A 24,587-nucleotide genomic window follows, 5' to 3' on the forward strand; every position below is an offset into this window, starting at 1 on the left:
ATGTCTCGTCTAGGAGCGTCTCGCACCCATGGCCAAGATCATCTACACCCACACCGACGAAGCACCCATGCTCGCGACCTACTCGTTCCTGCCGATCGTGGCGACCTACGCCAAGACCGCCGGCGTCGAGGTCGAGACGCGCGACATCTCGCTGGCGGGGCGGATCATCAGCCAGTTCCCCGATCGACTCTCACCCGAGCAGCGCATCGACGACGCCCTCGCCGAGCTCGGCGAGCTGGCGACCAAGCCCGATGCCAACATCATCAAGCTGCCCAACGTCTCGGCCTCCCTCCCGCAGCTCAAGGCGGCGATCAAGGAGCTGCAGGGCAAGGGCTACGACCTCCCGCACTACCCCGAGAACCCCCAGTCGGCCGAGGACAAGGACGCCCGCGCGAAGTACGACAAGGTCAAGGGCTCCGCGGTCAATCCCGTGCTGCGCGAGGGCAACTCCGACCGCCGCGCGCCCGGGGCGGTCAAGAACTACGCCAAGTCCCACCCGCACTCGATGGGTGCGTGGAGCAGCGACAGCAAGACCAACGTGGCCACCATGGGCGCCCACGACTTCCGCTCCAACGAGAAGTCGGTCGTCATCGAGTCCGACGACACCCTGAGCATCGTGCACGTCGCCACCGACGGCACCGAGACGGTCCTCAAGGACGCCCTCCCCGTGCTGGCCGACGAGGTCGTGGACGGCACCTTCATGAGCGTCGCCGCACTCCGACGCTTCCTCACCGAGCAGATCGCCCGGGCCAAGGCCGAGGACGTCTTGTTCTCGGTCCACCTCAAGGCGACGATGATGAAGGTCTCCGACCCGATCATCTTCGGCCACGTGGTGCAGAGCTTCCTCCCCACCCTCTTCGAGCAGTACGGCGAACAGCTGGCCGCCGCCGGCATCAGCGCGGGCGACGGGCTGGGCGCCCTGCTCGACGCCGTGTCGGCCCTCCCCGAGGGGGACGCCATCAAGTCGGCGGTGGCCCAGGGCATCGCCGACGGCCCCGCCCTGGCGATGGTGGACTCCGACAAGGGCATCACCAACCTGCACGTGCCCTCGGACGTGATCGTCGACGCGAGCATGCCCGCGATGATCCGCACCAGCGGCCACATGTGGGGCCCCGACGGCGAAGAGGCCGACACCCTGGCCGTGATCCCCGACTCCTCCTACGCCGGCATCTTCCAGACCGTCATCGACGACTGCCGTGCCAACGGCGCCTTCGACCCCTCGACCATGGGCTCGGTGCCCAACGTGGGACTGATGGCCAAGGCAGCCGAGGAGTACGGCTCGCACGACAAGACCTTCGAGGCGCCGGCTGCGGGCAAGATGCAGATCCGCAGCGGAGCCGGCGACGTGCTGATCGAGCACGACGTCGAGCCCGGTGACATCTGGCGCGCCTGCCAGACCAAGGACGAGCCGATCCGTGACTGGGTCAAGCTGGCCGTCACCCGCGCCCGCGCCACCGGTTCACCGGCCATCTTCTGGCTGGACGAGTCCCGGGCGCACGACGCCAACCTGATCGAGAAGGTCAACACCTACCTCGCGGAGCACGACACCTCCGGCCTCGACGTCACGATCGCCAAGCCGGCGGACGCATGCGCGACCTCGATCGAGCGGATCCGCCGCGGCGAGGACACCATCTCGGTGACCGGCAACGTGCTGCGCGACTACAACACCGACCTCTTCCCGATCCTCGAGCTGGGCACCAGCGCCAAGATGCTCTCGATCGTCCCGCTCATGAACGGCGGTGGCCTCTTCGAGACCGGCGCCGGTGGGTCAGCACCCAAGCACGTCCAGCAGCTCGTCAAGGAGAACTACCTGCGCTGGGACAGCCTCGGGGAGTTCTTCGCCCTGGCTGCGTCGTTCGAGCACCTTGCGGCGTACGACGACAACCGGCGCGCCAAGATCCTCAGCGACACCCTCGACCGCGCGACGGAGACGTTCCTCAACGAGGACCGCTCGCCGGGTCGCAAGCTGGGCACCATCGACAACCGCGGGTCGCACTTCTACCTCGCGCTCTACTGGGCCGAGGAGCTCGCCAAGCAGACGGAGGACGCCGAGCTGGCGGACGCGTTCGCGGCCCTGGCCGGTGCCTTGCGGGACAACGAGCAGAAGATCGTCGACGAGCTCCTCGCCGTACAAGGGAAGCCGGCCGACGTGGGCGGCTACTACGAGCCCGACGACGAGCTGGCCACCGCGGTCATGCGTCCCAGCACCACCTTCAACGAGGTGCTCGCCTCGCTCTGAGCGCCGGTCAGCCACCGGCCCCGAGCTCGAAGACCCCGTTCATCAGAAGACCCAGTCCGAGGGCGCCGCAAACGACGGCGACGAGGACTCCGCCCACGAGGCCCCCGGTGCTGGTGGGGCGGAGGATCTGCGACTGGGTGGGATCGGAGGGGTCGACGAGGATGTCGATGACCTGCGATGAGCCGTCGACCGCCACTCCCTGGCTGCCGAGGTCTCCGGAGCCGGTGCGCACCTGCTCGTTGCGGTCGTAGTACTCGTAGGTGCCGACCAGGATGGTCACTAGCGAGTCGTCGCCGCTCCTACGTGACTCAGTATGGACCCGCAAGACCTTCGCGGTGGTGCGGAACCAGGTCTTCTGCCGCTCGCTCGACCTCATCATGCTGCGGACCTGGGACGCTGCCACGGCGATCAACACCAGGCCGAAGATGATCAAGAGGAAGGCGGTCACGCAGGGAGCCTAGGGGATCGGGGACCAACGGATCGGGGATGGTGGATTCGGGGAATAGGCCCGGTCGTGACCGCCTTGCAGAATGAAGTGCCCATGACGACCGCTGACCACCTCGACCTCGACGACGCCCCGGTCGTCCGCGCCCGACACTTCGGGCTGGCCGTCGCCGCCCTGGCGATGGGCGGCTTCGCGATCGGCACCACCGAGTTCGTCACCATGGGGCTGTTGCCGCAGATCTCGCGGGGTGTCGACGTCTCCATCCCCACCGGCGGACACGTGATCTCGGCGTACGCGCTCGGCGTGGTCGTCGGGGCCCCCGTGCTGGCGTTCCTCGGCGCGCGGCTGCCTCGGCGCGCGCTGCTGGTGGCACTGATGGTCGCCTTCGCCGTGGGCAACGCGGCGAGTGCGCTCGCGACGTCGTACGCCGCACTGATGGCCGCACGGTTCGCCGCCGGCCTGCCTCATGGTGCCTACTTCGGTGTGGCCTCGCTGCTGGCGGCGAGCATGGCCACTCCGGGGCGTAGGGGACGTGCCGTCGCGGCTGTGATGCTCGGGCTGAGCGTGGCCAACGTGGTCGGTGTCCCGGCAGGGACGTGGCTCGGACAGAACTTCGGGTGGCGGTCGGCCTTCTGGGTCGTGACCGTTCTCGGCGTGGTCACCCTCGCTCTCGTGCTGGCCTTCGTGCCCAGCTGTCCCGGCGACGGGCAGGCGAGCGGCCGACGCGAGCTGACCGCCTTCGCGCTGCCCCAGGTCTGGTTGACCCTGGTCGCCGGGGCGATCGGCTTCGGCGGGATGTTCGCCGTCTACACCTACATCGCTCCCACCGTGACCGAGGTCGGGGGGCTGGGGGAGTCGGCGGTGCCGGTCTTCCTGCTGTCCTTCGGGCTCGGCATGGTCGCCGGGACCTGGGTGGCGGGGGTCATGGCGGACTGGTCGATCTTCGGCTCGCTGCTGATCGGCTCGGCAGGCCTCGGCCTGACGCTGGTCCTCTTCTGGCTCGCTGCCCCTGCCGGCTGGCTCGCGCTCCCGGTGGTCTTCCTCATCACGGCGCTGGGCTCGGTGCTGGTGGTCAACCTCCAGCTGCGGCTGATGGACGTCGCCGGGGACGCGCAGGCCCTCGGCGCTGCCATGAACCACGCGTCGCTCAATGTCGCCAACGCGCTCGGTGCCTGGCTCGGCGGGCTCGTGATCGCTGCGGGCCTGGGCTATCGCGCGCCCGCGCTGGTCGGTGTCGCGCTGAGCGTGCTGGGGTTCCTGGTGGTGGTGCTCTCGGCGGTCGTCCACCGACGTAACACGCCCTCAACGCAATCGGCCCGAACTGGCGCCTCGGTTTAACGCGCAGTCAACGCCTCGTTAGCACGCGTCGAGCAGGCTGCAGGCATGAACACGGACCCGAACTCATACCTCGAAGACGCTGGCCCCGCCTGGCGCCGCCAGCTCCGCGACCGGCGGACCAGCGACGTCGTCGAGCTTCTCACCCGCCGTCGCGAGCTCGTCGGCCTCAACCCCTGGGCGGACCACGTCATCGAGAGTGTCGCCTGGACCGCATGAGGCGGTCCAGGCGACGTGCTCGTGACCTCAGATCGCCCAGCAGTTGCTCCACTGGGAGAGCCCGGCGAAGCGCGCCTCGAAGAACAGCGCCGCCTCGACTCCGAAGGGCACGTAGCCGCCGACGTGCGTGGGGATCAGCGTGGGGGAGAACCGCACGTTGGCGCCCTTGCTGCACCATGACTTCGCCATTCCCTTGCCCGCGGAGTAGGGGATGACGTCGTCGAAGGTCGAGTGGCTCACGAACACCGGCATGGCCGGCTTGATGGTGCCGATCCTCTGCTCGGCGATCATCGTGGCGAACTGCGGCAGCGCGATCAGGTCCGACATCGGCTTGCCGTTGTAGCTCAGCGTCGAGGACTTCACGAAGGCATGGCCGAACAGGTCGAAGACACAGTCCTGCTCGACCGTGGTCATGGTCTCCACGCCCTTCGCGTTGAGGTAGGGCGTCAGGTCCGTGCCGTAGCTGGCCGAGATCCCGCGCAGGGCGAAGAACGCGAAGGCCGAGTAGAGGCTCCCGTCGAGCTTCGTCGCCACGGCGGCCAGGTCGGCCGGGACGGCACCGACGGCAACGCCCTTGACCCGGAGCTCGGGGGCGTACGTCGCCGCGAGCTCCGCCGCCGAAGCGGCCGCGCCGCCACCTTGCGAGTAGCCCTGGATGCCCACCGGGCTGTTGACCGACAGGCCGGTGCCCGCGATCTGCTGGGCGGCGCGGATGACGTCGAGCACGGCCCGGCCCTGGGAGACGCGGTCCATGTAGGTGTGGATGCCCGCCGTGCCGAGGCCCTCGTAGTCGGTGACGGCGACGGCGTACCCGCGATTGAGAAGTCCCTGGATGGCGATGCCTTCGTACTCGAGGCCCTCGCTGTACTGGCGCGAGGGTGCGCACCGGTCACCCATGCCCTGGGTGCCTGCGGCAAAGCCGATCACTGGGCGGCTGCCGACACCGATCCAGGCCGTCTTGGGGACCATCACGACCCCGGAGACTGCGATCGCTCTGCCGGCGCGGTTGGTGGTCTTGTACAGCACCCTCTTGGCGTTGGTCACCAGGCTGGTGGCGTTGAGTGGGTCGAGCAGGAAGGTCATCGGCTCGGTCCGGATGACCGCGCCGTTGGCTGCCGGCAGGGTGGCCGGTGCCTCGTAGAAGGCCGGCCGTGGCGGTTCGATGACCACGGCGTTCGCCGTAGGTGCTGCCACGACGACGATGGCCGAGGCCACCAACGTCGCGATGGATGCTGCAAGTGCGCGCGTTCGAGTCATGGATCTGTGCCCTCCCAAGCAACTGCCCCCGTGACCGGCCCTCCCGGTTGGGCGATGTTACTGGTGAGTTACCTCACAGCGCCAGAGGTGAGCTGAGAAAAGTTACTGGCGCGTAGAACGACTCGGGTCTCAGGTGTAGACCATGCCCATGCGCTCTCGGACCTCGTCGAGGGTGCGTTCGGCGACCTCGCCTGCTCGCTCGTTGCCGCGGCGCAGGATGTCCGAGACGTAGGACGTGTCCTGCTCGAGCTCGAGCCGCCGAGCGCGCAGGGGAGCGAGCTCGGTGTTGATGGCGTCGGCCAGCCGCTTCTTCAGGGTGCCGCCACCGCCGTCGCCGATCTCGTCGGCGACCTGCTCGGGGGCCACGCCCTCGCACAGGGAGATGAGCAGCAGCAGGTTGGCGACCTCGGGCCGGGCCGCCGGGTCGTAGGTGATGACCCGGTCGCTGTCGGTCTTGGCGCCCTTGAGCTTCTTGGCCGTCTCGTCGGCGGTCATCCGGAGCTCGATGACGTTGCCCTTGGACTTGCTCATCTTGGTGCCGTCGAGGCCCAGGATGAGCGGTGCGTCGGAGAGCAGCGCGTCCGGCTCGGGGAACGTGGCGCCGTACCGCTCGTTGAACCGGCGCGCCACGACGCGGGTCTGCTCCAGGTGGGGGAGCTGGTCGCGACCGACGGGCACGACGTCGGCCTTGCAGAAGAGGATGTCGGCGGCCTGGTGGACCGGGTAGGTGAGCAGCAACCCGCCGATGCTGGTGATGCCGGCGCTCTTCGCCTCGTCCTTGACGGTGGGGTTGCGCTGCAGCTCGGCCACGCTGACCAGGCTCAGGAACGGCAGCAGCAGCTGGTTGAGGGCCGGCACGGCCGAGTGGGTGAAGATCGTCGCCCGGTCGGGATCGAGGCCGGCCGCGATGTTGTCGATCGTCAGGTTGCGGACGCTGCCCTGGATGTCACCGAGCATGTCGCGGTCGGTGATCACCTGGTAGTCGGCGATCAGCTGCCAGATCTCCGCGCCGCTCTGTTGCAGCTTGACGCGGTTCTGGATCGAGCCGAAGTAGTGCCCGATGTGCAGCGCGCCGGTGGGCCGGTCGCCCGTCAGCATCCGCAGGCTGCCCGGATCGTCGTCCAGGCGCTGCTCGATCGCGGCGCTGCGCGCCAGGGCTGCCTGGTAGGAGTCGGTCACGAGGAGGGATCCTACAAACCGCCCGCCGGGCTCCGCGAACCAGTTGGGGCAAGCACTTGGGTAGGGTCTCCCGAGTGCCGACCATCGGAGTTGCCGTGGCGATCCCCGAGCCCTGGGCGACTGAGCTCCAGGACTACCGGACCTCCGTCGGCGACCTCACAGCCCCGCAGATCCCGACGCACATCACCCTGATCCCTCCGGTCGAGGTGGATGACTCCCAGCTCGACGACGTCGAGGCGCACCTGGCACAGGTCGCAGCGCAGATGGACGTGTTCCGGATCCACCTGCGGGGGACGGGCACCTTCCGGCCCGTCTCGCCGGTCGTCTTCGTGACGCTGGCCGAAGGCATCTCCAAGTGCGAGATGCTGGCCGCCGCCGTACGCCGAGGACCGCTGGCCGTCGACCTCCACTTCCCCTACCACCCGCACGTCACCATCGCGCACCACCTCGCGGACGCCCAGCTCGACCAGGCCTTCACCGAGCTCGCCGACTTCGAGTGCGCGTTCTCGGCCGACGCGTTCTCGCTCTACGTCCACGACACCGACGCCGGCTGGCAGGCGACGCGGGAATTCGCGCTGCAGCCGACCGCCTGAGTCCGGGAGCTCTGCATGAAGCTGATCGACAATCTCAAGAAGCGCGTCCACGAGGTGCGTGAGCACCGCCCTCTCGTGGACCACATCGTCCGCACGGTCGAGCACTACGGCAAGGTCAACGGCAGCCTGCAGGCCGGCGCGGTCACGTACTTCGCGTTCTTGTCGTTCTTCCCGGTCCTCGCGCTCTCCTTCGCGATCATCGGCTATGTCTCGACGGTCTATCCCGAGGCGCAGCGTGACCTCGTCAAGGCGATCGACGCCGTGCTTCCCGGGATCGTCGGGCCGAAGGACGGCCAGGTGAAGCTGGACGACATCGAGGATGCGGCCCCGGGGATCTTCAGCATCGGGTTGGTGACGGTCCTGTACGCCGGTCTCGGCTGGTTGTCGGGCATGCGCACCGCCCTGCTGACCGTCTTCGAGCAGCCGGAGCGCGAGCGGCCCAGCTTCTTCTCAGGCAAGCTGCACGACCTGATGGCGCTGGGCGCCCTGGGCGTGATCCTGATGGTGAGCGTCGGGGTCTCGACAGTCGTCACCACGCTCTCGACCACCATCCTGGAGTGGTTGGGGCTGGGCCTCGGGCTCGAGCCGCTCGTGTGGATCCTGGCCGTCCTGATCGGCATCGCCACCAACACGTTGCTGTTCTTCGCGTTCTTCCGGCTCCTCGGCGACCCCGACGCGCCCGCCAAGGCGCTGTGGTCGGGGGCGTTCGTCGGAGCCATCGGCTTCGAGCTCCTCAAGCAGGCGTCCCGCTACCTGCTGGCACTCACCGAGAACCAGCCCGCCTTCCAGGCCTTCGGGATCGCGCTCGTCCTGGTCGTGTGGATCAACTACTTCTCCCGCGTGATCGTCTACGCGGCCAGCTGGGCCCACACCCATCCCGCCGCACGTGTCGCCGAGCCGGTCGACACCGACGAGCCCGTGCAGGGGCCGCGAATCGACCTGCGGCAGGCTGTTGAGCACAACCCTGACGTCGCCTCGGCACCACCGGGCATGTCCCCCACGGGCGCGTTCGCGGCCGGCGCCGCGGCGATGCTCGCGCTCGTCGCCATACTCCGCCGCAAGAGGCTCTGACGCGGTCCGCCGGGTCCGAGCCTGGCGGTGTGTGAGTCACATTTCCTGGTTAGCGAATGTGGCTTTGATACCTCTGCTGGTGGTGGCAGTTGGACCGGAGAACGTCCACAGACGCCCGGCCGGCCGTGGTCTCCACAGTCGTACGGCGACGTGCTGACCGCGGGGAGACGAGGTGTGGCGAGATGTCGTCCGTGTTCGACGTACCCGAGAAGTTCCGTCGCAGACCCTTTGCCCGCGCCGAGGCGCTCGAGGCCGGCATCTCGGCGCGAGTGTTGGAAGGAGCTCAGTTCGTCCGTCTCCATGACGCGGTCTACCGACACCGCAGCCACGAGATGACCTTCGCCGACCGAGTCGCTGCGGCGCGGATCGCATTGCCTGACGCGGCGCGCACCACGGGGATCACCCGACTGCAGGAGCTCGGCCTCGACTACGGATCTCGGTTGCCCCTCCACTTCGTCGTGGCCGCCGATCATCACGTGAGGATCTCGGGCGTCTTCCTGCACCGCACCGTCGCGATGCCAGCAGCGGACGAGCTCGGCGTCAGCGCAGAGGCGGCGTTCGTCGCGTACTGCGTCGACGCGCGCGCCGTCGACGCCATCAAGGTGGGCAGCATGCTGCTCCATCTCGGCCGGATGTCGGGGGCAGCGCTTGCGGCACTCGTCTCCGCGCAACCGTGGCGGAACGGCTGCACGGAGGCGCGATGGGTGAGCGAGCACCTCGACAGACGTTGTCGGTCGCTGCCAGAGGCGGAGCTTCTCACCCTCATCCGGTTCAGTGGGTTGCCCAATCCGGACGTCAACCCGGAGCTTCGTGCCCCCGACGGCCGGATCGTGATCCCCGACCTCTGGTACGCCGCGCTCCGGCAGGCCGTCGAGTACGAAGGGAGCCACCATCAGCAGGAGCGTCAGCAGTACGTCGCCGACATCGATCGCTACCTCGTGTTCCGAACGATGCAGATCTCCTACCTGCAGATCACCAAGGAGCGACTGCGGACGCCGCGCCTGGCGGTGACGTCGGTCCACCGGGCGCTGGTCCAGGCGGGCTACTCAGGGCCCGGTCCGGACTTCGGGGAATGCTGGACGACGCTGTTTCGAAGACTGTCCGACGTTGCACGCTCACGTGCTCGCGCTACGGCGGTGCGTGAGCCACATTCTGCAGCGTGAAAATGTGGCCCTGTCACCGTCTGCCGCCGAGTCAGCCCGGGGCTGGCGCCGGGGAGGTGCGTGAGCCACCTTCGACATCCACCCAATGTGGCTCACGCACCTCCCGCGGCCGGCTGGGAAGCCGAACTCAGTGGCCGTGCCGCATGGCCGTGCGAAGGTCCTTGTTGAGCTGCGAGATCACGTCGAGCGGGATCTCCTTGGGGCAGGCGGCCGTGCACATGCCGATGTTCGTGCAGCCGCCGAAGCCCTCGTGGTCGTGCTGGGCCACCATGTTGACGACGCGGGAGTCGCGCTCGGGCTGACCCTGGGGGAGCTCACCGAGGTGGGTGATCTTCGCGCCCATGAAGAGCGAGGCCGAGCCGTTCGGGCAGGCGGCGACACACGCGCCGCAGCCGATGCAGGTGGCGACGTTGAAGGCGCGCTGCGCATCGTCACGGGGGACGGGCACCGAGTGGGCCTCGGGGGCGGAGCCGGTGTTGACCGAGATGAAGCCGCCCTGCTGGATGATCCGGTCGAAGGCGCTGCGGTCGACGATGAGGTCCTTGAGCACCGGGAAGGCGTTGGCGCGCCAGGGCTCGATGGTGATGGTCTCGCCGTCGACGAACGAACGCATGTGCAGCTGGCAGGTCGTGGTGACCTCAGGACCGTGCGCGTCTCCGTTGATCATCAGCCCGCACTGGCCGCAGATGCCCTCGCGACAGTCCGAGTCGAAGGCGATCGGGTCTTCGTCCTTGGCGTTGAGCTGCTCGTTGAGCACGTCGAGCATCTCGAGGAAGGACATGTCCGGGGACACGTCGTCGAGCTGGTAGGTGTGCATCGCGCCGGCCGACGCCGCGTCCGGCTGGCGCCAGATCTTGAGCGTCAGGCTCATGTTGTCGTTGCTGCTCACTTGTAGCTCCGCTGCTTCATCTCGATGGCCGTGTAGGTGAGGTCTTCCTTGTGCAGGACCGGGGGCTCGCCGTCACCGGCGAACTCCCACGCTGCGACGTACGCGAAGAGGTCGTCGTGGCGCAGCGCCTCGTTGTCCTCGGTCTGCGACTCGGTCCGGAAGTGGCCACCGCAGGACTCGCGACGGTTGAGCGCGTCGATGCACATCAGCTCGCCCAGCTCGATGAAGTCGGCCACCCGGCCGGCCTTCTCGAGCGACTGGTTGAGCGACTCGTTGGTGCCGAGCACCTTGACGTTGCGCCAGAAGTCGTCCTTGAGCGTCCGGATGAGGTCGATGGCCTTCTTCAGGCCGTCCTCGGTCCGCTCCATGCCGCAGTACTCCCACATGATGTTGCCGAGCTCGCGGTGGTAGGAGTCGACGCTGCGGGTGCCCTTGACGTCGAGGAAGTGCTGGATCCGCTGTTGGACCGACGCGCGGGCCTCGACCACGGCCGGGTGCGACTCGTCGATCGTCTCGAAAGGCCCGTCGGCGAGGTAGTCGCGGATGGTGTGCGGCAGCACGAAGTAGCCGTCAGCCAGGCCCTGCATCAAGGCTGAGGCTCCCAGGCGGTTCGCGCCGTGGTCGGAGAAGTTGGCCTCACCGGTCACGAACAGCCCGGGGATGGTGGACATCAGGTCGTAGTCGACCCACACGCCGCCCATGACGTAGTGCACGGCCGGGTAGATGCGCATCGGCACCTCGTAGGGGTTCTCGCCCGTGATCCGCTCGTACATGTCGAGGAGGTTGTCGTACTTCTCCTCGATGCCGTCGCGGCCGAGTCGCTCGATGGCGGCGGCGAAGTCGAGGTAGACACCGCGGCGCACGCCCTCGACCGCCGGCCCGACGCCGCGGCCCTCGTCGCACACGTTCTTGGCTGCGCGCGAGGCGATGTCGCGGGGGACGAGGTTGCCGAAGGAAGGGTAGATCCGCTCGAGGTAGTAGTCGCGGTCCTCCTCGGGGATCTCGCGCGGGTCCTTGTCGCAGTCGGCCTCGTTCTTGGGCACCCAGATGCGGCCGTCGTTGCGCAGCGACTCGCTCATCAACGTCAGCTTGGACTGGTGGGCGCCGGACACCGGGATGCAGGTCGGGTGGATCTGGGTGTAGCAGGGGTTGGCCATGTAGGCGCCCTTGCGGTGCGCGCGCCAAGCAGCGGTGACGTTGCAGCCCATGGCGTTGGTCGAGAGGTAGAAGACGTTGCCGTAGCCGCCGCTGGCGAGAACCACGACATCTGCCAGGTGCGTCTCCACTGCGCCGGTGACCATGTCGCGGGCGATGATGCCGCGTGCACGGCGACCCTCGCCCTCGCCGACGACGATCAGCTCCAGCATCTCGTGCCGCGTGAACGTCTCGACGGTCCCGGCCGCCACCTGGCGCTCAAGGGCCTGATAGGCGCCTATGAGGAGCTGCTGGCCGGTCTGGCCGCGGGCGTAGAACGTGCGGGAGACCTGGACGCCACCGAAGGAACGGTTGTCCAGCAGCCCGCCGTACTCACGAGCGAAGGGGACACCCTGCGCGACGCACTGGTCGATGATGTGGGTGCTGACCTCGGCCAGGCGATAGACGTTGGACTCGCGGGAGCGGTAGTCGCCGCCCTTGACCGTGTCGTAGAAGAGACGGTGGACCGAGTCGCCGTCCTCCTTGTAGTTCTTGGCGGCGTTGATGCCGCCCTGCGCGGCGATCGAGTGCGCCCGGCGCGGGGAGTCCTGGTAGCAGAAGGACTTGACGTTGTAGCCGGCCTCGCCCAAGGTCGCGGCCGCGGAGGCGCCCGCCAGGCCGGTGCCGACGATGATCACCGAGAGCTTGCGGCGGTTGGACGGGTTGACCAGCCGCGCCTCGAACTTGCGGTCCTGCCAGCGGCCGGCAATCGGCCCCTCCGGTGCCTTCGTGTCGACGAGGGGCTCGCCGGGGGTGTAGTAACCGACGGCGTCGTCGGTCATGTCCGCCGGAGAGTCCTTCGAGGGATCGGCGTGCGTCGTGGTGTCGGGCATTTCGTAGGCCATGGAACGTCCCTTACTTCGAGATGACGCCGGCGAGGACGGCGATCGGCACGAGCGAGAAGCCGACCGAGATGATCAGCGCGGTGACGAAGGCGATCCGCTTCCACCTCAATCGCGCAGCCGCAGTGCCGGTGAGGCCGAGGGTCTGGGCAGCGCTCCAGACGCCGTGGTGCAGGTGTGCGCCCAGGGCCAGCATCGCCGCGAGGTAGATCAGCGTGAGCCACCAGGTGCTGAACGAGTCCACCATCAGGTTGTAGGGGTCGTTGGTCGCACCACCGGTGACGTTGACCTTGCCGACGGTGAAGTTCAGCAGGTGCCAGATGATGAACAGCAACAGCGCGACGCCGCCCCAGCGCATCATCCGACTGGCGAAGTTGGCGCCCGTGCTCTTCTTCACGACGTATGGCGTCGTGCGGGCCTGGCGGGCGCGGCGCCACAGCGCCATCGCGGCGTAGACGTGCACGACGAGCGCCAGGAGCAGCACGACCCGGATGATCCAGAGCGCACCCTCGTGGGGAAGGATCGGCTCACCGATCTCGCGGATGTGCTCGGCGTATTCGTTGAAGGCGTCGTGGCCGGCGAAGGCCTTGAGGTTTCCGTACATGTGCAGCAGCACGTAGCCGATGAACACGAGGCCGGAAACGGCCATCAGAAGCTTGAGGGCGATGGTCGAGCGCGAGGCGCGCGCCCCTTTGACCAGAGACGTGGTTGACACATTCGAACCGTACCCCGCGGGTCACGATGAGACCGCCGTGGGCGCGTCCTCTTCCCCTTGGGTGTGACACAAGCCATAGTCTGTCGCGTTGTCCACCCTGAGGAGCAGCGACTGTGGCCCTGACAAATACCGGAACAACCGGCGTGACCGGACCCACGCGTGCCAGCATCGAGGCGCGCACCCTGCGCAACGACCGCTGGTGGCTCGCGCCGCTGATGACGTTCCTGGTCTTCACGGCCTTCGTCATCTACGCCTCGATCCGGGCGTTCATGGGTCGCGACTACTACGCCTCGCCGTACCTCTCGCCGTTCTACTCGCCGTGCCTGGGTGACTGCGTCGAGGGATCGTCGGACTTCGGCCAGCCGTTCAAGGGCTTCCCGTTCTCGGCGGCCCTCATCGTGCTGATCTTCCCGCTCGGCTTCCGGATGACCTGCTACTACTACCGCAAGGCCTACTACCGGGCGTTCTGGCTCTCACCGCCGGCGTGCGCGGTCGCCGAACCGCACAAGTCCTACTCGGGCGAGTCACGATTCCCGCTCATCATCCAGAACCTCCACCGCTGGTTCTGGTACGCCGCCGTGCTGATCGGCCTCATCCTGACCTTCGACGTCGTGCTGGCGTTCCGCAACGCGGACCACGAGTGGGGGCACATGGGCCTGGGCACCCTGCTGATGCTCATCAACGTGGTGTTCATCTGGCTCTACACGCTGTCGTGCCACTCCTGCCGGCACGCCGTCGGCGGCCGCCTGCGGCACTTCTCCAAGCACCCGGTGCGCTACAAGCTGTGGACGTGGGTCTCGAAGCTGAACGCCCACCACGCGAGGTATGCGTGGTACTCCCTGTTCTCCATCGTCGTGGTCGACCTGTACATCTTCCTGCTCGCCACGGGCACGATCAACGACCTGAGGTTCTTCTGATGACCGAGCACCCCACCACCAGGCACCCGATGACCGGCAACGAGATGTCCGGAGCCGCGGCCGGGGGCATGGAGCGGCACACCTACGACGTCGTGGTCGTCGGGGCAGGCGGTGCCGGGCTCCGGGCTGCGATCGCCGCACAGGACGCCGGCGCCCGCACTGCGCTCGTGTGCAAGTCGCTGCTCGGAAAGGCGCACACCGTGATGGCCGAGGGCGGCATCGCCGCGGCGATGGGCAACCGCTGGCCGGAGGACAACTGGGAGGTCCACTTCCGCGACACGATGCGCGGCGGGAAGATGCTCAACAACTGGCGGATGGCCCAGCTGCACGCGCAGGAGGCGCCCGAGCGGGTCCAGGAGCTCGAGGACTGGGGTGCCCTCTTCGACCGGACCGAGGACGGGCTGATCAGCCAGCGCGACTTCGGCGGCCACAAGTACGCCCGGCTCGCCCACGTCGGCGACCGCACCGGGCTCGAGATGATCCGCACGCTGCAGCAGCGCGCCGTACACCTCGGCATCGACGTCTTCATGGAATGCACGATCACCGACCTGCTCCTCGACAAGAGCGCCGGGGACGCGAAAGTCTCCGGGGCCTTCGGCTACTGGCGTGAGTCGGGACGGTTCATCACCTTCGAGGCGCCGAGCGTGATCCTGGCGACCGGCGGGATCGGCAAGTCCTTCAAGGTCACCAGCAACTCCTGGGAATACACGGGTGACGGCCATGCCCTGGCGATGCGCTCGGGGGCCAACCTGATCAACATGGAGTTCGTCCAGTTCCACCCCACCGGCATGGTCTGGCCACCGTCGGTGAAGGGCCTGCTCGTCACCGAGTCGGTCCGCGGCGATGGCGGCATCCTGAAGAACTCCGAGGGCAAGCGGTTCATGTTCGACTACATCCCGGAGTACTTCAAGAGCGAGACCGCTGACACCGAGGCGGAGGCCGACCGGTGGTACGACGACAAGTTGAACAACCGCCGACCACCGGAGCTGCTGCCTCGTGACGAGGTGGCGCGCGCCATCAACTCCGAGATCAAGGCCGGTCGCGGCACGCCCCACGGCGGCATCTACCTCGACATCGCATCGCGGCGCTCGCCCGAGTTCATCCGCAAGCGGCTGCCGTCCATGTACCACCAGTTCAAGGAGCTGGCGGACGTCGACATCACCGCGGAGCCGATGGAGATCGGCCCCACCTGCCACTACGTGATGGGTGGCGTCGAGGTCGACGCGGACACCCAGGAGAGCGCCGTGACGGGCTTGTACGCCGTCGGCGAGTGCTCCGGCGGCATGCACGGGTCCAACCGGCTCGGTGGCAACTCGCTGGGCGACCTGCTGGTGTTCGGCAAGAGGGCGGGCGAGGCCGCCACTGCCTACGCCGAGTCCCTCGGCGACGCGCGTCCCAAGGTCGACGAGGCGGACGTGAAGGCGGCCCAGGTCAGTGCCTTGGCGCCGTTCGAGGTGGAGGGCGGTGAGAACCCCTACACGATCCAGTCCGACCTCCAGCAGTCGATGAACGACCTGGTCGGGATCATCCGCACCGCCTCCGAGCTGGAGGAGTCGCTGAGCAAGATCGAGGCACTCAGGAAGCGCGCGGAGACGATGGTCGTCGAGGGGCACCGCCAGTACAACCCCGGCTGGCACCTGGCCCTCGACCTGCGCAACATGCTCATCGTGAGCGAGGCCATCGCCAAGGCCGCGCTCGCCCGCGAGGAGTCGCGTGGCGGGCACACCCGGGACGACTTTCCGGGTCCGAACGACGACGTCTGGGGCAAGAAGAACCTCGTCGTGTCGACCGACGACAGCGGGCAGGGCGTGGTCCTGCGGGAGCAGCCGCTGCCCGAGATGCCCGTGGAGCTCAGGAAGTACTTCGAGCCCGCGTCCGCCGAGAGTCCCGCAGCCAGCAAGGAGGGGAAGTAACCATGGGGTACGACCTGAAGATGCGCGTATGGCGCGGCGACGTCGACGGCGGTGACCTGGCCGACTACACCGTCGAGGTCTCCGAGGGTGAGGTCGTCCTCGACGCACTCCACCGCTTGCAGGCCACCCAAACCGGCGACCTCGCGATCCGGTGGAACTGCAAGGCCGGCAAGTGCGGCTCGTGCAGTGCTGAGATCAACGGACGGCCGCGGCTGCTGTGCATGACCCGCCTCTCCGACTTCGACGAGTCCGAGACCATCACCGTGACGCCGATGCGGACGTTCCCGGTGATCCGCGACCTCGTCACGGACGTCTCGTACAACTACGAGAAGGCCAAGGAGCTGCCCGGCATCGCGCTGGGTCCACGAGACGCCGACGGCAAGCGTCGGATGGCGCAGATCGACGTGGAGCGCGGCCAGGAGTTCCGCAAGTGCATCGAGTGCTTCCTGTGCCAGAACACCTGCCACGTCGTGCGCGACCACGAGGACAACAAGCCCGCCTTCGCCGGGCCGCGGTTCTTCCTGCGCTACGCCGAGCTCGACATGCATCCGCTGGACACCCACGACCGTCGCGAGCTCGCCCAGGGCGCAGCGGGCCTGGGGATGTGCAACATCACCAAGTGCTGCACGGAGGTGTGTCCCGAGAACATCCAGATCACCGACAACGCGATCATTCCGATGAAGGAGCGCGTGGCGGACCGCAAGTACGACCCGCTCGTATGGCTCGGCAACAAGATCGGGCTGCGGAGCAAGGACTACGAGGGTCGCACCGAGGTCTGATCGGGCGTAGCTTCGAGGCGTCCCGGCGAGGCGAGGAGACGTCCATGAGGTCCAGGATCCTGACGGTGGTCGTGGCGTTGCTCGCCGCCTTGCTGCAGGCGCCGCCCAGCTCTGCTGCGCCGCCGGACTGGCTCGACACCGGCGTCCGGGTGTCGTACCAGGACAACCATCCGGTCTGGGTCACGGACCTCCGCCACGCCCGACACGAGGGCTACGACAGGGTCGTGATCGAGCTGCGTGGCCCGATGCCGGACTACCGCACCGGCTACGTCCGCCGGTTCACCTACGACGGCACTGGCGACCCCATCCCCATCGCGGGTCGCTCGGGCCTTTGGATCGGCCTGATGGCTGCCAGCTACAACCTCCAGGGTGACCGCATCTTTCACGGCCCTCGACTGGTTCGCCCTCGCTACGAGTCGGTCAAGGCGCTCGCACTCGCCGGGTATCACGCGGGGCAGACGACCTTCTTCTTCGCGCTGCGGCACCGTGCGGCATACCGCGTCTTCCACCTGGCCGACCCGAGCCGGATGGTCATCGACTTCCGGCACCGCTGAGGCGCCACGGTGCTGGATCGTCCTCACCTGGCGCCTTGGATCCAGCACTTGTCTCCCGCCTCGGACCGGCGCACTCGGGCCTTCGTGCCTTGCTCAGTCGACGCGCCCTCCCGGCGGCGCGTTCCGCAGCGTGGCCGTGAGGTCACGGACGACGAGGATTGCCAGGACGGCAGCCACGATGTTGACCACATTTGAGCTGAGCTCGGCCCACGCCGCGGACTGGAGCTTCTCGCCGAAGGCCCTGAGGCCGGGCTCGTCGCCGGCGGGCCAGAGCCACCCGGAGACCTGCTCCATGAACGCTCCGAGGAGGAAGGCGGCCCACCAGTAGGGCTGGGCGACCGGGGTGACGCCGAACCGGTCGGCGCCCCGTCGGACGTCGTCGACCATCTGGTAGGGGCGAAACAGTCCCATGATCGGGATGAACCAGCCGATGACGGCCCAATAGGACTCGTGCTGAAGTGCGACCGGGTCCGTCCGGTCGCTCCGGTGTGCCTGGAAGAGCCAGCAGATGAAGGTGATGCCGGTCAGCAGCAACAGGGTCAGGTAGACGACCAACGTCCACAGGGTCACCGTGTCGAAGCGCTGGAGATCCTCGAACGGGACCCTGCGAGGAGTGTCGATGAGGCGTTGGGCGAGGTCCAGGTAGTACCAGTCGGCGATGATCATGGCCACGTGCATCAGGGCCGTGGCGACCAACAGGCCCTGGACGACCCGGGCGAGCCGGAAGAAGTCCGTACCCAACGGCGGGCGCGTGCTCACCGGGGGGATCCAGACCTGGTTCGGGTAAGGCTGAGTCACGACATCCCCCGTTGTGCGCGCCCGACCTCGTGACAGACGACGCCCGGAGGCTAGCGGACCCGCGGGGGCCACGTGAGACGTACGCCATAGGTCCACCGGGGTTGCCGTCGCGCCCGCCGGGCCTATCCTGCCCACCATGACAGACGTCCCTGCCGATCTCGAGGCCGACCTCGAAGGTGGCCTCGCCGAGCCCGAGGACCTGGAGCCCGCCCAGGGCTCGCTCCGGTTGTCCTCGCCCGGTGACGACTACGACGCCGCCCAGTGGGAGGCCGCCACCGCTGGGGTGTTGCGCAAGGCCCGCAGGCTGGGTGACGACGACCCGGACTCGGCCGTGTGGGCCAAGCTGGCGCGCACGACCCTCGACGGGATCGAGGTGGCCCCCATCGGCGTCCCGGGCGACCTCGAAGGCGTCGCGACCTCCGGCCGGCCCACCCGTGCTGGCGACTGGGACATCCGCACCCATGTCAGCGGGCCCGACGCAGCCCAGGCCAACGAGGCCGTGCTGCTGGACCTCGACAACGGCGCAACGTCGCTGTGGGTCGAACTGGGCGCCGGTCTGGGCGTCGAGGACCTGCCGCGTGCCTTGAAGGGCGTGCTGCTGGACCTGGCCCCCGTCGTCCTCTCCGGATCCTCGGCCGCTGCAGCGTCCGCCCTCGTCGCTCTGGCCGACGACACCGGCGTCGACCTGCACCCCGGCACCAACTTCGGCGTCGACCCACTCGCCGACGACATCGCCGAGGTGGCACACCTGGCGCGCGCACACGGCGTGCTTGGCGTCGTCGCGTCCGGCCTGGCCGTGCACGAGCAGGGCGCGAGCGACGCCCAGGAGCTCGCGGTGGCGATCGCGGGAGGCGTCACGGCTCTGCGGGTGCTGACCGGGGCCGGCTTCACGCCCGACGAGGCAGCGGCGGTCATCGAGTTCCGCCTGGCCGTCACCGACGAGCAGTTCCCCTCGATCGCCAAGCTCCGCGCCGCGCGACGGCTCTGGACACGCGTGCTCGAGCTGAGCGGGGTCGGTGACCTCACCGTTCGTCAGCACGCGGTGACGTCTCGTGCCCAGATGAGCAAGTACGACCCCTGGGTCAACATCCTGCGCGGCACGGTTGCCGCCTTCGCAGCCGGCGTCGGGGGCGCCGAGGCCGTGACGGTGATCCCGTTCGACGAGCCGCTGGGCCTGCCCGACGCACTGGGTCGCCGTATCGCGCGCAACACCTCGTCCCTCCTCATCTCCGAGTCGCACGTCGCCCGCGTCGCTGACCCGGCCGGCGGTTCCTATGCCGTCGAGAAGCTGACCGACGACCTGGCTGCTGCTGGCTGGGCCGCGTTCCAGCAGATCGAGGCGGCCGGCGGGCTGGCCGCCGACGTCGGTCTGGCCGGCAGGATCGCCGAGGTCGCCGCGGTCCGGGACGACCAGGTGGCACACCGCACGCGGCCGCTGACCGGGGTGAGCGAGTTCCCCCACCTCGGTGAGTCGCTCCCGGTGCGCCAGCCGTCTCCGGTCGGAGCGGACGTGCGCCGCTACGGAGCCGCCTTCGAGGCGCTGCGCGACGAACCCGCGGCCGCCCCGGTGTTCCTCGCGACCATGGGGTCGGTGGCCGCCCACACCGCCCGGGCCACGTTCGCCACCAACCTGTTCGCCGCCGGCGGCGTCGCCGTCGAGGCTGCTGGTCCGGCCGACGGGGTCGAGTCCGTGCTTGCGGCGTACACGTCACAGGGCGTCGCCTGCAGTGTTGTTTGCCTGGCCGGCACCGACAAGGCGTACGCCGACTGGGGCACCGACCTCGTCACCGCGCTGCGCGAGGCGGGAGCCACGCACGTGATCATCGCCGGGAAGCCGATCGACGGGGTCGACGACAGCTGTGCCGTCGGTGTCGACGCACTGGCGTTCCTGACCAGGACGAGGGAGAAGCTGGCATGAGCATCCCGGAGAGCTTTGCCGACCTGCCGCTGGCGGGTGGCGCGACGACGTCGGCCACCGCTCCGGCCGGCGAGCCGTGGGGGAGTCCCGAGGGCATCGACATCCTTCCCGTCTACGGCCCCGAGCACCTCGAGGGGCTCGACGCGCTCGACACGTGGCCGGGCCTGGCGCCGTTCCTGCGTGGCCCCTACCCCACGATGTACACCACCCAGCCGTGGACGATCCGCCAGTACGCCGGGTTCTCGACCGCCGAGGAGTCCAACGCGTTCTACCGGCGCAACCTCGCGGCCGGTCAGAAGGGTCTGAGCGTCGCCTTCGACCTCGCGACCCACCGCGGCTACGACTCCGACCACCCTCGCGTGCGCGGTGACGTCGGCATGGCCGGCGTGGCGATCGACTCGATCTACGACACCCGGACGCTCTTCGACGGCATCCCGCTCGACGAGATGTCGGTCTCGATGACGATGAACGGTGCGGTCCTGCCCGTGTTGGCCCTCTACATCGCGGCGGCCGAGGAGCAGGGGGTGAAGCCGGAACAGCTCGCGGGGACGATCCAGAACGACATCCTCAAGGAGTTCATGGTCCGCAACACCTACATCTACCCGCCCCTTCCCAGCATGCGGATCATCAGCGACATCTTCGCCTTCACCTCGCAGAAGATGCCGCGCTTCAACTCCATCTCGATCTCCGGCTACCACATCCAGGAGGCAGGGGCGACGGCTGACCTCGAGCTGGCGTACACCCTGGCCGACGGCGTCGAATACATCCGCGCCGGTCTCGACACCGGCATGACCATCGACCAGTTCGCGCCCCGACTGAGCTTCTTCTGGGCCATCGGCATGAACTTCTACATGGAGGTCGCCAAGCTGCGAGCGGCGCGCGCTCTCTGGGCCCGGCTGGTGCGTGACTTCAACCCGCAGAACCCCAAGTCACTCTCCCTGCGCACCCATTCGCAGACCTCCGGGTGGTCGCTGACCGCGCAGGACGTCTTCAACAACGTCGGCCGCACGTGCATCGAGGCGATGGCCGCGACCCAGGGCCACACCCAGTCCCTGCACACCAACGCGCTGGACGAGGCGATCGCGTTGCCGACCGACTTCTCGGCCCGCATCGCCCGCAACACCCAGCTGCTGCTCCAGCAGGAGTCGCGGACCACCGAGATCATCGACCCGTGGGCCGGCTCCTACTACGTCGAGCGGCTCACCCACGACCTCGCCGAACGCGCGTGGGCGCACATCCTGGAGGCCGAGCAGGCCGGCGGCATGGCCAAGGCCATCGAGCAGGGCATCCCCAAGATGCGCATCGAGGAGGCGGCGGCCCGGACCCAGGCGCGCATCGACGCCGGCTCGCAGAAGGTGATCGGCGTCAACACCTTCCGTCTGCCAGTGGAGGACAAGCTCGACGTGCTCCGGGTCGACAACGACGACGTCTACAAGCAGCAGGTCGCCAAGCTGGAGCGGCTGCGCGCCGAGCGCAACGATGACGACGTACGCCGCACGCTCGACGCCCTCACCAGGTCGGCCGAGGCCGGGGCAGTCGGAGGCGGGTCGCTCGAGGGCAACCTGCTGGCGCTCGCGGTGGACGCCGCCCGGGCCAAGGCCACGGTGGGCGAGATCTCGGACGCGCTCGAGAAGGTCTACGGCCGTCACCAGGCCGTGATCCGTACGATCAGCGGCGTGTATCGCGACGAGGCCGAGAGCGGCGCCGGCGGCAAGGTCGCCGAGGTGCTTGCCGCCACCGACGAGTTCGAGGCCGCCGAGGGCCGCCGTCCCCGCATCCTGGTCGCCAAGATGGGCCAGGACGGTCACGACCGCGGACAGAAGGTCGTGGTGACCGCGTTCGCCGACCTCGGCTTCGACGTCGACGTCGGTCCGCTCTTCTCCACGCCCGAGGAGGTCGCGCAGCAGGCGATCGACGCCGACGTCCACATCGTCGGCGTCTCCTCGCTCGCGGCCGGTCACCTGACCTTGCTGCCTGCCCTGAAGCAGGCGCTCGCCGACCAGGGTCGCGCCGACATCATGGTCGTCATCGGCGGGGTCATCCCGCCCGACGACGTGCCCACGCTCAAGGAGATGGGAGCGGCCGCGGTGTTCCTGCCCGGCACGGTGATCGCCGACTCGGCGCTCGACCTGCTGGCGCGGCTCCGTGACGCCTGACGTCCCCTCCCTCGTCGAGGGCATCCGCGCCGGCCAGCGAGCAGCCGTCTCCCGTGCCATCACGCTCGTCGAGTCGTCCAGGCCCGAGCACCGCGTGGCGGCCCGCGAGCTGCTGGCGGCGCTGGCGGGGGCGCAGTCGTCGGTCCGGGTGGGCATCTCCGGAGTCCCAGGGGTCGGGAAGTCCACCTTCATCGAGGCGCTCGGCTCCCGGCTGACGGCTGGGGGCCACCGGGTGGGGGTCCTCGCCGTGGATCCGTCCTCGGTCCGCACCGGCGGGTCCGTGCTCGGCGACAAGACCCGGATGGCGCGCCTGTCGGTCGACCCACACGCCTTCATCCGGCCCTCACCGTCCGCCGGCACCCTGGGTGGCGTCGCTCGAGCCACCACGCAGGCGATGCTGGTGCTGGAGGCGGCCGGCTACGACGTCGTGCTGGTCGAGACGGTGGGCGTCGGTCAGTCGGAGGTCACTGTGGCCGGCATGGTCGACACCTTCTGCTTCCTCACCCTGGCCCGGACCGGCGACCAGCTGCAGGGCATCAAGAAGGGGATCCTCGAGATCGCCGACGTCATTGCGCTGAACAAGGCGGACGACGCCGGCGGTCACGCCGAGGGGGAGCAGGAGGCGCGGGTGGCCGCCCGCGACCTGGCAGGGGCGTTGCGCCTCGTCCGCGGTCGCGGGGAGTGGGCGCCCCCGGTCGTCACCTGCTCGGCGCTCCGCGACGTCGGTGTCGACGAGGTGTGGGCCCGGGTGCTGGCCCACCGCGAGCACCTGGGGGAGTCCGGGCTGGCCCGGAAGCGCGCAGGACAACAGCTCGACTTCACCTGGGCGCTGGTCCGCGACGAGCTCGACCAGCGGCTGCGTCGCTCACCCGGCGTGGCCGCGATCCGCGACGACGTCCGGGCCGCGGTGCTGACCGGTGAGCTGGCGGCGCCGATGGCAGCCGACCGCATCTTGGCGGCCTACGACTCGTCTCCTGGCGGTGAGTGACCCACATTCCCGGGCCGTGAAGTGTGGCTGTGCGACCGCTCCACCGGGTGGTCGCCGCAACCCGCCCGGCGAAGGTTCGTGAGCCACATTGTCGAGCCGGGGAAGGTGGCTGTGACACCGCTACGGGCCTGTTCCCACTCCAACATGCTGGTATCCCCCTGTCGTCACAACCGCTCAACTAGGCTGGGGGGATCATGCCCGACACCCCCTCAACAGCCGACGAACCGAGCGGCGTCATCGCTGGCGTCGTGGAGAAGTATGCCGACCACCTGATCGACTTCCGCCGCGACATCCACGCGCACCCCGAGCTGGCGTGGGGCGAGTCGCGGACGACCCAGAAGGTGCTCGAGGCGTTGGCAGACACCGACTGGCACCTCAAGGCTGTCGTCGGTGGGGGCATCATCGCCGAGCTCGGCACGGGTGAGCGGCGTGTCGCGCTCCGCGCCGACCTCGACGCGCTCCCGGTCGAAGACCTCACCAAGGACCCTTGGACCAGCACCGTGCCCGGTGTCGCCCACGCCTGCGGCCACGACGTGCACACCGCCGGTCTCGTGGGCGCCGCACTGGCGCTCGACGAGGTCAATGCACGTGGGCTGCTGCCCGGACGCGTCCGCCTGCTGTTCCAGCCGGCCGAGGAGATCATGCCCGGCGGCGCCCTGCACCTCATCCAGGCGGGCGCGCTGGACGACGTGCACCACGTCTTCGGCCTGCACTGCGACCCCAGCCTGGACGTCGGCCGCCTCGGCCTGCGGGAGGGGCCGCTCACCGGGGCCGCGGACTCGCTGTTCGTGCGGGTCGGGGGCAAGGGCGGGCACACCAGCCGTCCCCACCTGACCGAGGACCTCACCTTCGCGCTCGGCAAGCTGATCACCGAGCTGCCTGCGATCCTGAGTCGCCGCCTCGACCCCCGGGCCGGCGTCAGCGTCGTGTGGGGCATGGTGCAGGCGGGTTCGGCCCCCAATGTGATCCCCGGGCGCGGTCAGCTCTCCGGCACCGTGCGGATGCTCGACGCAGTCGCCTGGGCCGACGCCGAGCACCTCGTGCGGACCCTCGTCGGGCAGATCGTTGCGCCGTACGGCGTCTCTGCCGAGGTGACCTACCAGCGTGGAGTGCCGCCGGTCGTCAACGACGTCGACGCCACAGCGATCCTCGCCGGAGCGATCGAGCGCGTGCTCGGCGTCCACGGGCACGTCTCGACCAGCCAGAGCCTGGGCGGTGAGGACTTCGGCTGGTACCTCGACCGCATCCCGGGCTCGATGGCCCGGCTCGGCACCCGGACACCGGGTGGGCCGACCTTTGACCTGCACCAGGGCAACCTGCGCATCGACGAGCGCTCCACCGGGATCGCCGCGCGCGTGCTGGCCGAAGCAGCGGTCGCCTCCCTCACGGCCTGACGCCTGCTGACCCGCGGGGCAGAGGACGG

Annotated in this window: 21 protein-coding genes; 14 read left to right on the forward strand and 7 right to left on the reverse strand. The window is 68.8% G+C overall.

The annotated features are described in order from the left end of the window. The first annotated feature begins 28 nt into the window (after positions 1-28). Entirely contained in the window at positions 29-2,239 is a 2,211-nt protein-coding gene (locus VNJ48_RS01050; protein ID WP_325598216.1) for an NADP-dependent isocitrate dehydrogenase, read from the forward strand. Between the two features lie 7 nt (positions 2,240-2,246). Here the strand turns inward: VNJ48_RS01050 and VNJ48_RS01055 are convergent, their stop codons facing one another. Further along, on the reverse strand, positions 2,247-2,687 hold the full coding sequence (locus VNJ48_RS01055) for a DUF3592 domain-containing protein (protein WP_325598218.1): 441 nt from the start codon (positions 2,685-2,687) through the stop codon (positions 2,247-2,249). Positions 2,688-2,780: 93 nt separating this feature from the next. Here VNJ48_RS01055 and VNJ48_RS01060 point away from each other — a divergent pair, with 93 nt between their 5' ends. Both VNJ48_RS01060 and VNJ48_RS01065 read left to right on the forward strand, forming a co-directional pair. After that, entirely contained in the window at positions 2,781-4,022 is a 1,242-nt protein-coding gene (locus tag VNJ48_RS01060; protein WP_325598220.1) for an MFS transporter, read from the forward strand. Positions 4,023-4,067: 45 nt separating this feature from the next. Continuing rightward, positions 4,068-4,238 (forward strand): hypothetical protein, encoded by a 171-nt coding sequence (locus VNJ48_RS01065; RefSeq protein ID WP_325598222.1) that lies wholly within the window; start codon positions 4,068-4,070, stop codon positions 4,236-4,238. 27 nt (positions 4,239-4,265) lie between these two features. Here the strand turns inward: VNJ48_RS01065 and VNJ48_RS01070 are convergent, their stop codons facing one another. Both VNJ48_RS01070 and trpS read right to left on the reverse strand, forming a co-directional pair. Then, positions 4,266-5,495: a lipase family protein gene (locus tag VNJ48_RS01070; protein ID WP_325598224.1), complete on the reverse strand. Its 1,230-nt coding sequence runs from the start codon at positions 5,493-5,495 to the stop codon at positions 4,266-4,268. Positions 5,496-5,624: 129 nt separating this feature from the next. Next, positions 5,625-6,674 (reverse strand): tryptophan--tRNA ligase, encoded by a 1,050-nt coding sequence (gene trpS, locus VNJ48_RS01075; protein WP_325598226.1) that lies wholly within the window; start codon positions 6,672-6,674, stop codon positions 5,625-5,627. Positions 6,675-6,748: 74 nt separating this feature from the next. Here trpS and VNJ48_RS01080 point away from each other — a divergent pair, with 74 nt between their 5' ends. From VNJ48_RS01080 to VNJ48_RS01090, 3 genes are all read left to right on the forward strand, one after another. Next, complete coding sequence (locus VNJ48_RS01080) at positions 6,749-7,267, forward strand: 2'-5' RNA ligase family protein (RefSeq protein WP_325598228.1); 519 nt, start codon at positions 6,749-6,751, stop codon at positions 7,265-7,267. A 15-nt stretch (positions 7,268-7,282) separates the two neighbouring features. After that, the gene (locus tag VNJ48_RS01085; protein WP_325598230.1) at positions 7,283-8,338 is read left to right on the forward strand and encodes a YihY/virulence factor BrkB family protein; all 1,056 of its coding nucleotides are present in this window, start codon (positions 7,283-7,285) and stop codon (positions 8,336-8,338) included. Between the two features lie 182 nt (positions 8,339-8,520). Next, positions 8,521-9,501 carry a hypothetical protein gene (locus VNJ48_RS01090; protein WP_325598231.1) on the forward strand — a complete coding sequence of 327 codons (981 nt, stop codon included), beginning with the start codon at positions 8,521-8,523 and terminating at the stop codon, positions 9,499-9,501. A gap of 127 nt (positions 9,502-9,628) precedes the next feature. Here the strand turns inward: VNJ48_RS01090 and VNJ48_RS01095 are convergent, their stop codons facing one another. From VNJ48_RS01095 to VNJ48_RS01105, 3 genes are all read right to left on the reverse strand, one after another. Further along, positions 9,629-10,372, reverse strand: coding sequence for a succinate dehydrogenase/fumarate reductase iron-sulfur subunit (locus VNJ48_RS01095; RefSeq protein ID WP_325598372.1), 744 nt, complete (start codon positions 10,370-10,372; stop codon positions 9,629-9,631). A 14-nt stretch (positions 10,373-10,386) separates the two neighbouring features. Then, on the reverse strand, positions 10,387-12,366 hold the full coding sequence (locus tag VNJ48_RS01100; RefSeq protein ID WP_325598374.1) for a fumarate reductase/succinate dehydrogenase flavoprotein subunit: 1,980 nt from the start codon (positions 12,364-12,366) through the stop codon (positions 10,387-10,389). A gap of 73 nt (positions 12,367-12,439) precedes the next feature. After that, positions 12,440-13,141, reverse strand: coding sequence for a succinate dehydrogenase cytochrome b subunit (locus VNJ48_RS01105; RefSeq protein ID WP_325598233.1), 702 nt, complete (start codon positions 13,139-13,141; stop codon positions 12,440-12,442). A gap of 143 nt (positions 13,142-13,284) precedes the next feature. Here VNJ48_RS01105 and VNJ48_RS01110 point away from each other — a divergent pair, with 143 nt between their 5' ends. Genes VNJ48_RS01110 through VNJ48_RS01125 form a run of 4 tightly spaced genes read left to right on the forward strand, consistent with a single transcriptional unit; the run spans position 13,285 to position 17,304 of the window. Continuing rightward, the gene (locus VNJ48_RS01110) at positions 13,285-14,058 is read left to right on the forward strand and encodes a hypothetical protein (protein WP_325598235.1); all 774 of its coding nucleotides are present in this window, start codon (positions 13,285-13,287) and stop codon (positions 14,056-14,058) included. Then, a complete protein-coding gene (locus tag VNJ48_RS01115; RefSeq protein WP_325598237.1) occupies positions 14,058-15,971 on the forward strand; it encodes a fumarate reductase/succinate dehydrogenase flavoprotein subunit in 1,914 nt (637 codons plus the stop codon). Before VNJ48_RS01110 ends, VNJ48_RS01115 begins: the two co-directional genes overlap by 1 nt. A 2-nt stretch (positions 15,972-15,973) precedes the next feature. Beyond that, the gene (locus VNJ48_RS01120; protein WP_325598239.1) at positions 15,974-16,750 is read left to right on the forward strand and encodes a succinate dehydrogenase/fumarate reductase iron-sulfur subunit; all 777 of its coding nucleotides are present in this window, start codon (positions 15,974-15,976) and stop codon (positions 16,748-16,750) included. 44 nt (positions 16,751-16,794) lie between these two features. Further along, a complete protein-coding gene (locus VNJ48_RS01125) occupies positions 16,795-17,304 on the forward strand; it encodes an AMIN-like domain-containing (lipo)protein (protein WP_325598241.1) in 510 nt (169 codons plus the stop codon). A gap of 93 nt (positions 17,305-17,397) precedes the next feature. Here VNJ48_RS01125 and VNJ48_RS01130 read toward each other — a convergent pair whose 3' ends face one another. After that, positions 17,398-18,102: a DUF4328 domain-containing protein gene (locus VNJ48_RS01130; protein WP_325598243.1), complete on the reverse strand. Its 705-nt coding sequence runs from the start codon at positions 18,100-18,102 to the stop codon at positions 17,398-17,400. A 136-nt stretch (positions 18,103-18,238) separates the two neighbouring features. On the opposite strand from VNJ48_RS01130, the gene VNJ48_RS01135 reads away from it, so the two are divergent. The 4 genes from VNJ48_RS01135 to VNJ48_RS01150 all read left to right on the forward strand — a co-directional run bounded on the left by VNJ48_RS01135 (position 18,239) and on the right by VNJ48_RS01150 (position 24,558). Beyond that, positions 18,239-20,020, forward strand: coding sequence for a methylmalonyl-CoA mutase family protein (locus tag VNJ48_RS01135; RefSeq protein ID WP_325598245.1), 1,782 nt, complete (start codon positions 18,239-18,241; stop codon positions 20,018-20,020). Then, positions 20,017-22,176 carry a methylmalonyl-CoA mutase gene (gene scpA, locus VNJ48_RS01140; protein WP_325598247.1) on the forward strand — a complete coding sequence of 720 codons (2,160 nt, stop codon included), beginning with the start codon at positions 20,017-20,019 and terminating at the stop codon, positions 22,174-22,176. The genes VNJ48_RS01135 and scpA overlap by 4 nt, the downstream gene beginning before the upstream one ends. Further along, entirely contained in the window at positions 22,166-23,164 is a 999-nt protein-coding gene (meaB, locus tag VNJ48_RS01145; RefSeq protein WP_325598249.1) for a methylmalonyl Co-A mutase-associated GTPase MeaB, read from the forward strand. The genes scpA and meaB overlap by 11 nt, the downstream gene beginning before the upstream one ends. Before the next feature lie 194 nt (positions 23,165-23,358). Next, positions 23,359-24,558 carry an amidohydrolase gene (locus VNJ48_RS01150; protein ID WP_325598251.1) on the forward strand — a complete coding sequence of 400 codons (1,200 nt, stop codon included), beginning with the start codon at positions 23,359-23,361 and terminating at the stop codon, positions 24,556-24,558. The last annotated feature ends 29 nt before the right edge of the window (positions 24,559-24,587 follow it).

The sequence above is a fragment of the Nocardioides sp. genome, assembly GCF_035576065.1.
In the GTDB taxonomy this organism is placed as follows: Bacteria; Actinomycetota; Actinomycetes; order Propionibacteriales; family Nocardioidaceae; genus Nocardioides.

Coding starts and splice junctions, on each gene's coding strand:
- VNJ48_RS01050 (WP_325598216.1), top strand. CDS start 29: ATGGCCAAGATCATCTACACCCACACCGACGAAGCACCCATGCTCGCG.
- VNJ48_RS01060 (WP_325598220.1), top strand. CDS start 2,781: ATGACGACCGCTGACCACCTCGACCTCGACGACGCCCCGGTCGTCCGC.
- VNJ48_RS01065 (WP_325598222.1), top strand. CDS start 4,068: ATGAACACGGACCCGAACTCATACCTCGAAGACGCTGGCCCCGCCTGG.
- VNJ48_RS01070 (WP_325598224.1), bottom strand. CDS start 5,495: ATGACTCGAACGCGCGCACTTGCAGCATCCATCGCGACGTTGGTGGCC.
- VNJ48_RS01085 (WP_325598230.1), top strand. CDS start 7,283: ATGAAGCTGATCGACAATCTCAAGAAGCGCGTCCACGAGGTGCGTGAG.
- VNJ48_RS01090 (WP_325598231.1), top strand. CDS start 8,521: ATGTCGTCCGTGTTCGACGTACCCGAGAAGTTCCGTCGCAGACCCTTT.
- VNJ48_RS01095 (WP_325598372.1), bottom strand. CDS start 10,372: ATGAGCCTGACGCTCAAGATCTGGCGCCAGCCGGACGCGGCGTCGGCC.
- VNJ48_RS01100 (WP_325598374.1), bottom strand. CDS start 12,366: ATGACCGACGACGCCGTCGGTTACTACACCCCCGGCGAGCCCCTCGTC.
- VNJ48_RS01115 (WP_325598237.1), top strand. CDS start 14,058: ATGACCGAGCACCCCACCACCAGGCACCCGATGACCGGCAACGAGATG.
- VNJ48_RS01120 (WP_325598239.1), top strand. CDS start 15,974: ATGGGGTACGACCTGAAGATGCGCGTATGGCGCGGCGACGTCGACGGC.
- VNJ48_RS01125 (WP_325598241.1), top strand. CDS start 16,795: ATGAGGTCCAGGATCCTGACGGTGGTCGTGGCGTTGCTCGCCGCCTTG.
- VNJ48_RS01135 (WP_325598245.1), top strand. CDS start 18,239: ATGACAGACGTCCCTGCCGATCTCGAGGCCGACCTCGAAGGTGGCCTC.
- scpA (WP_325598247.1), top strand. CDS start 20,017: ATGAGCATCCCGGAGAGCTTTGCCGACCTGCCGCTGGCGGGTGGCGCG.
- VNJ48_RS01150 (WP_325598251.1), top strand. CDS start 23,359: ATGCCCGACACCCCCTCAACAGCCGACGAACCGAGCGGCGTCATCGCT.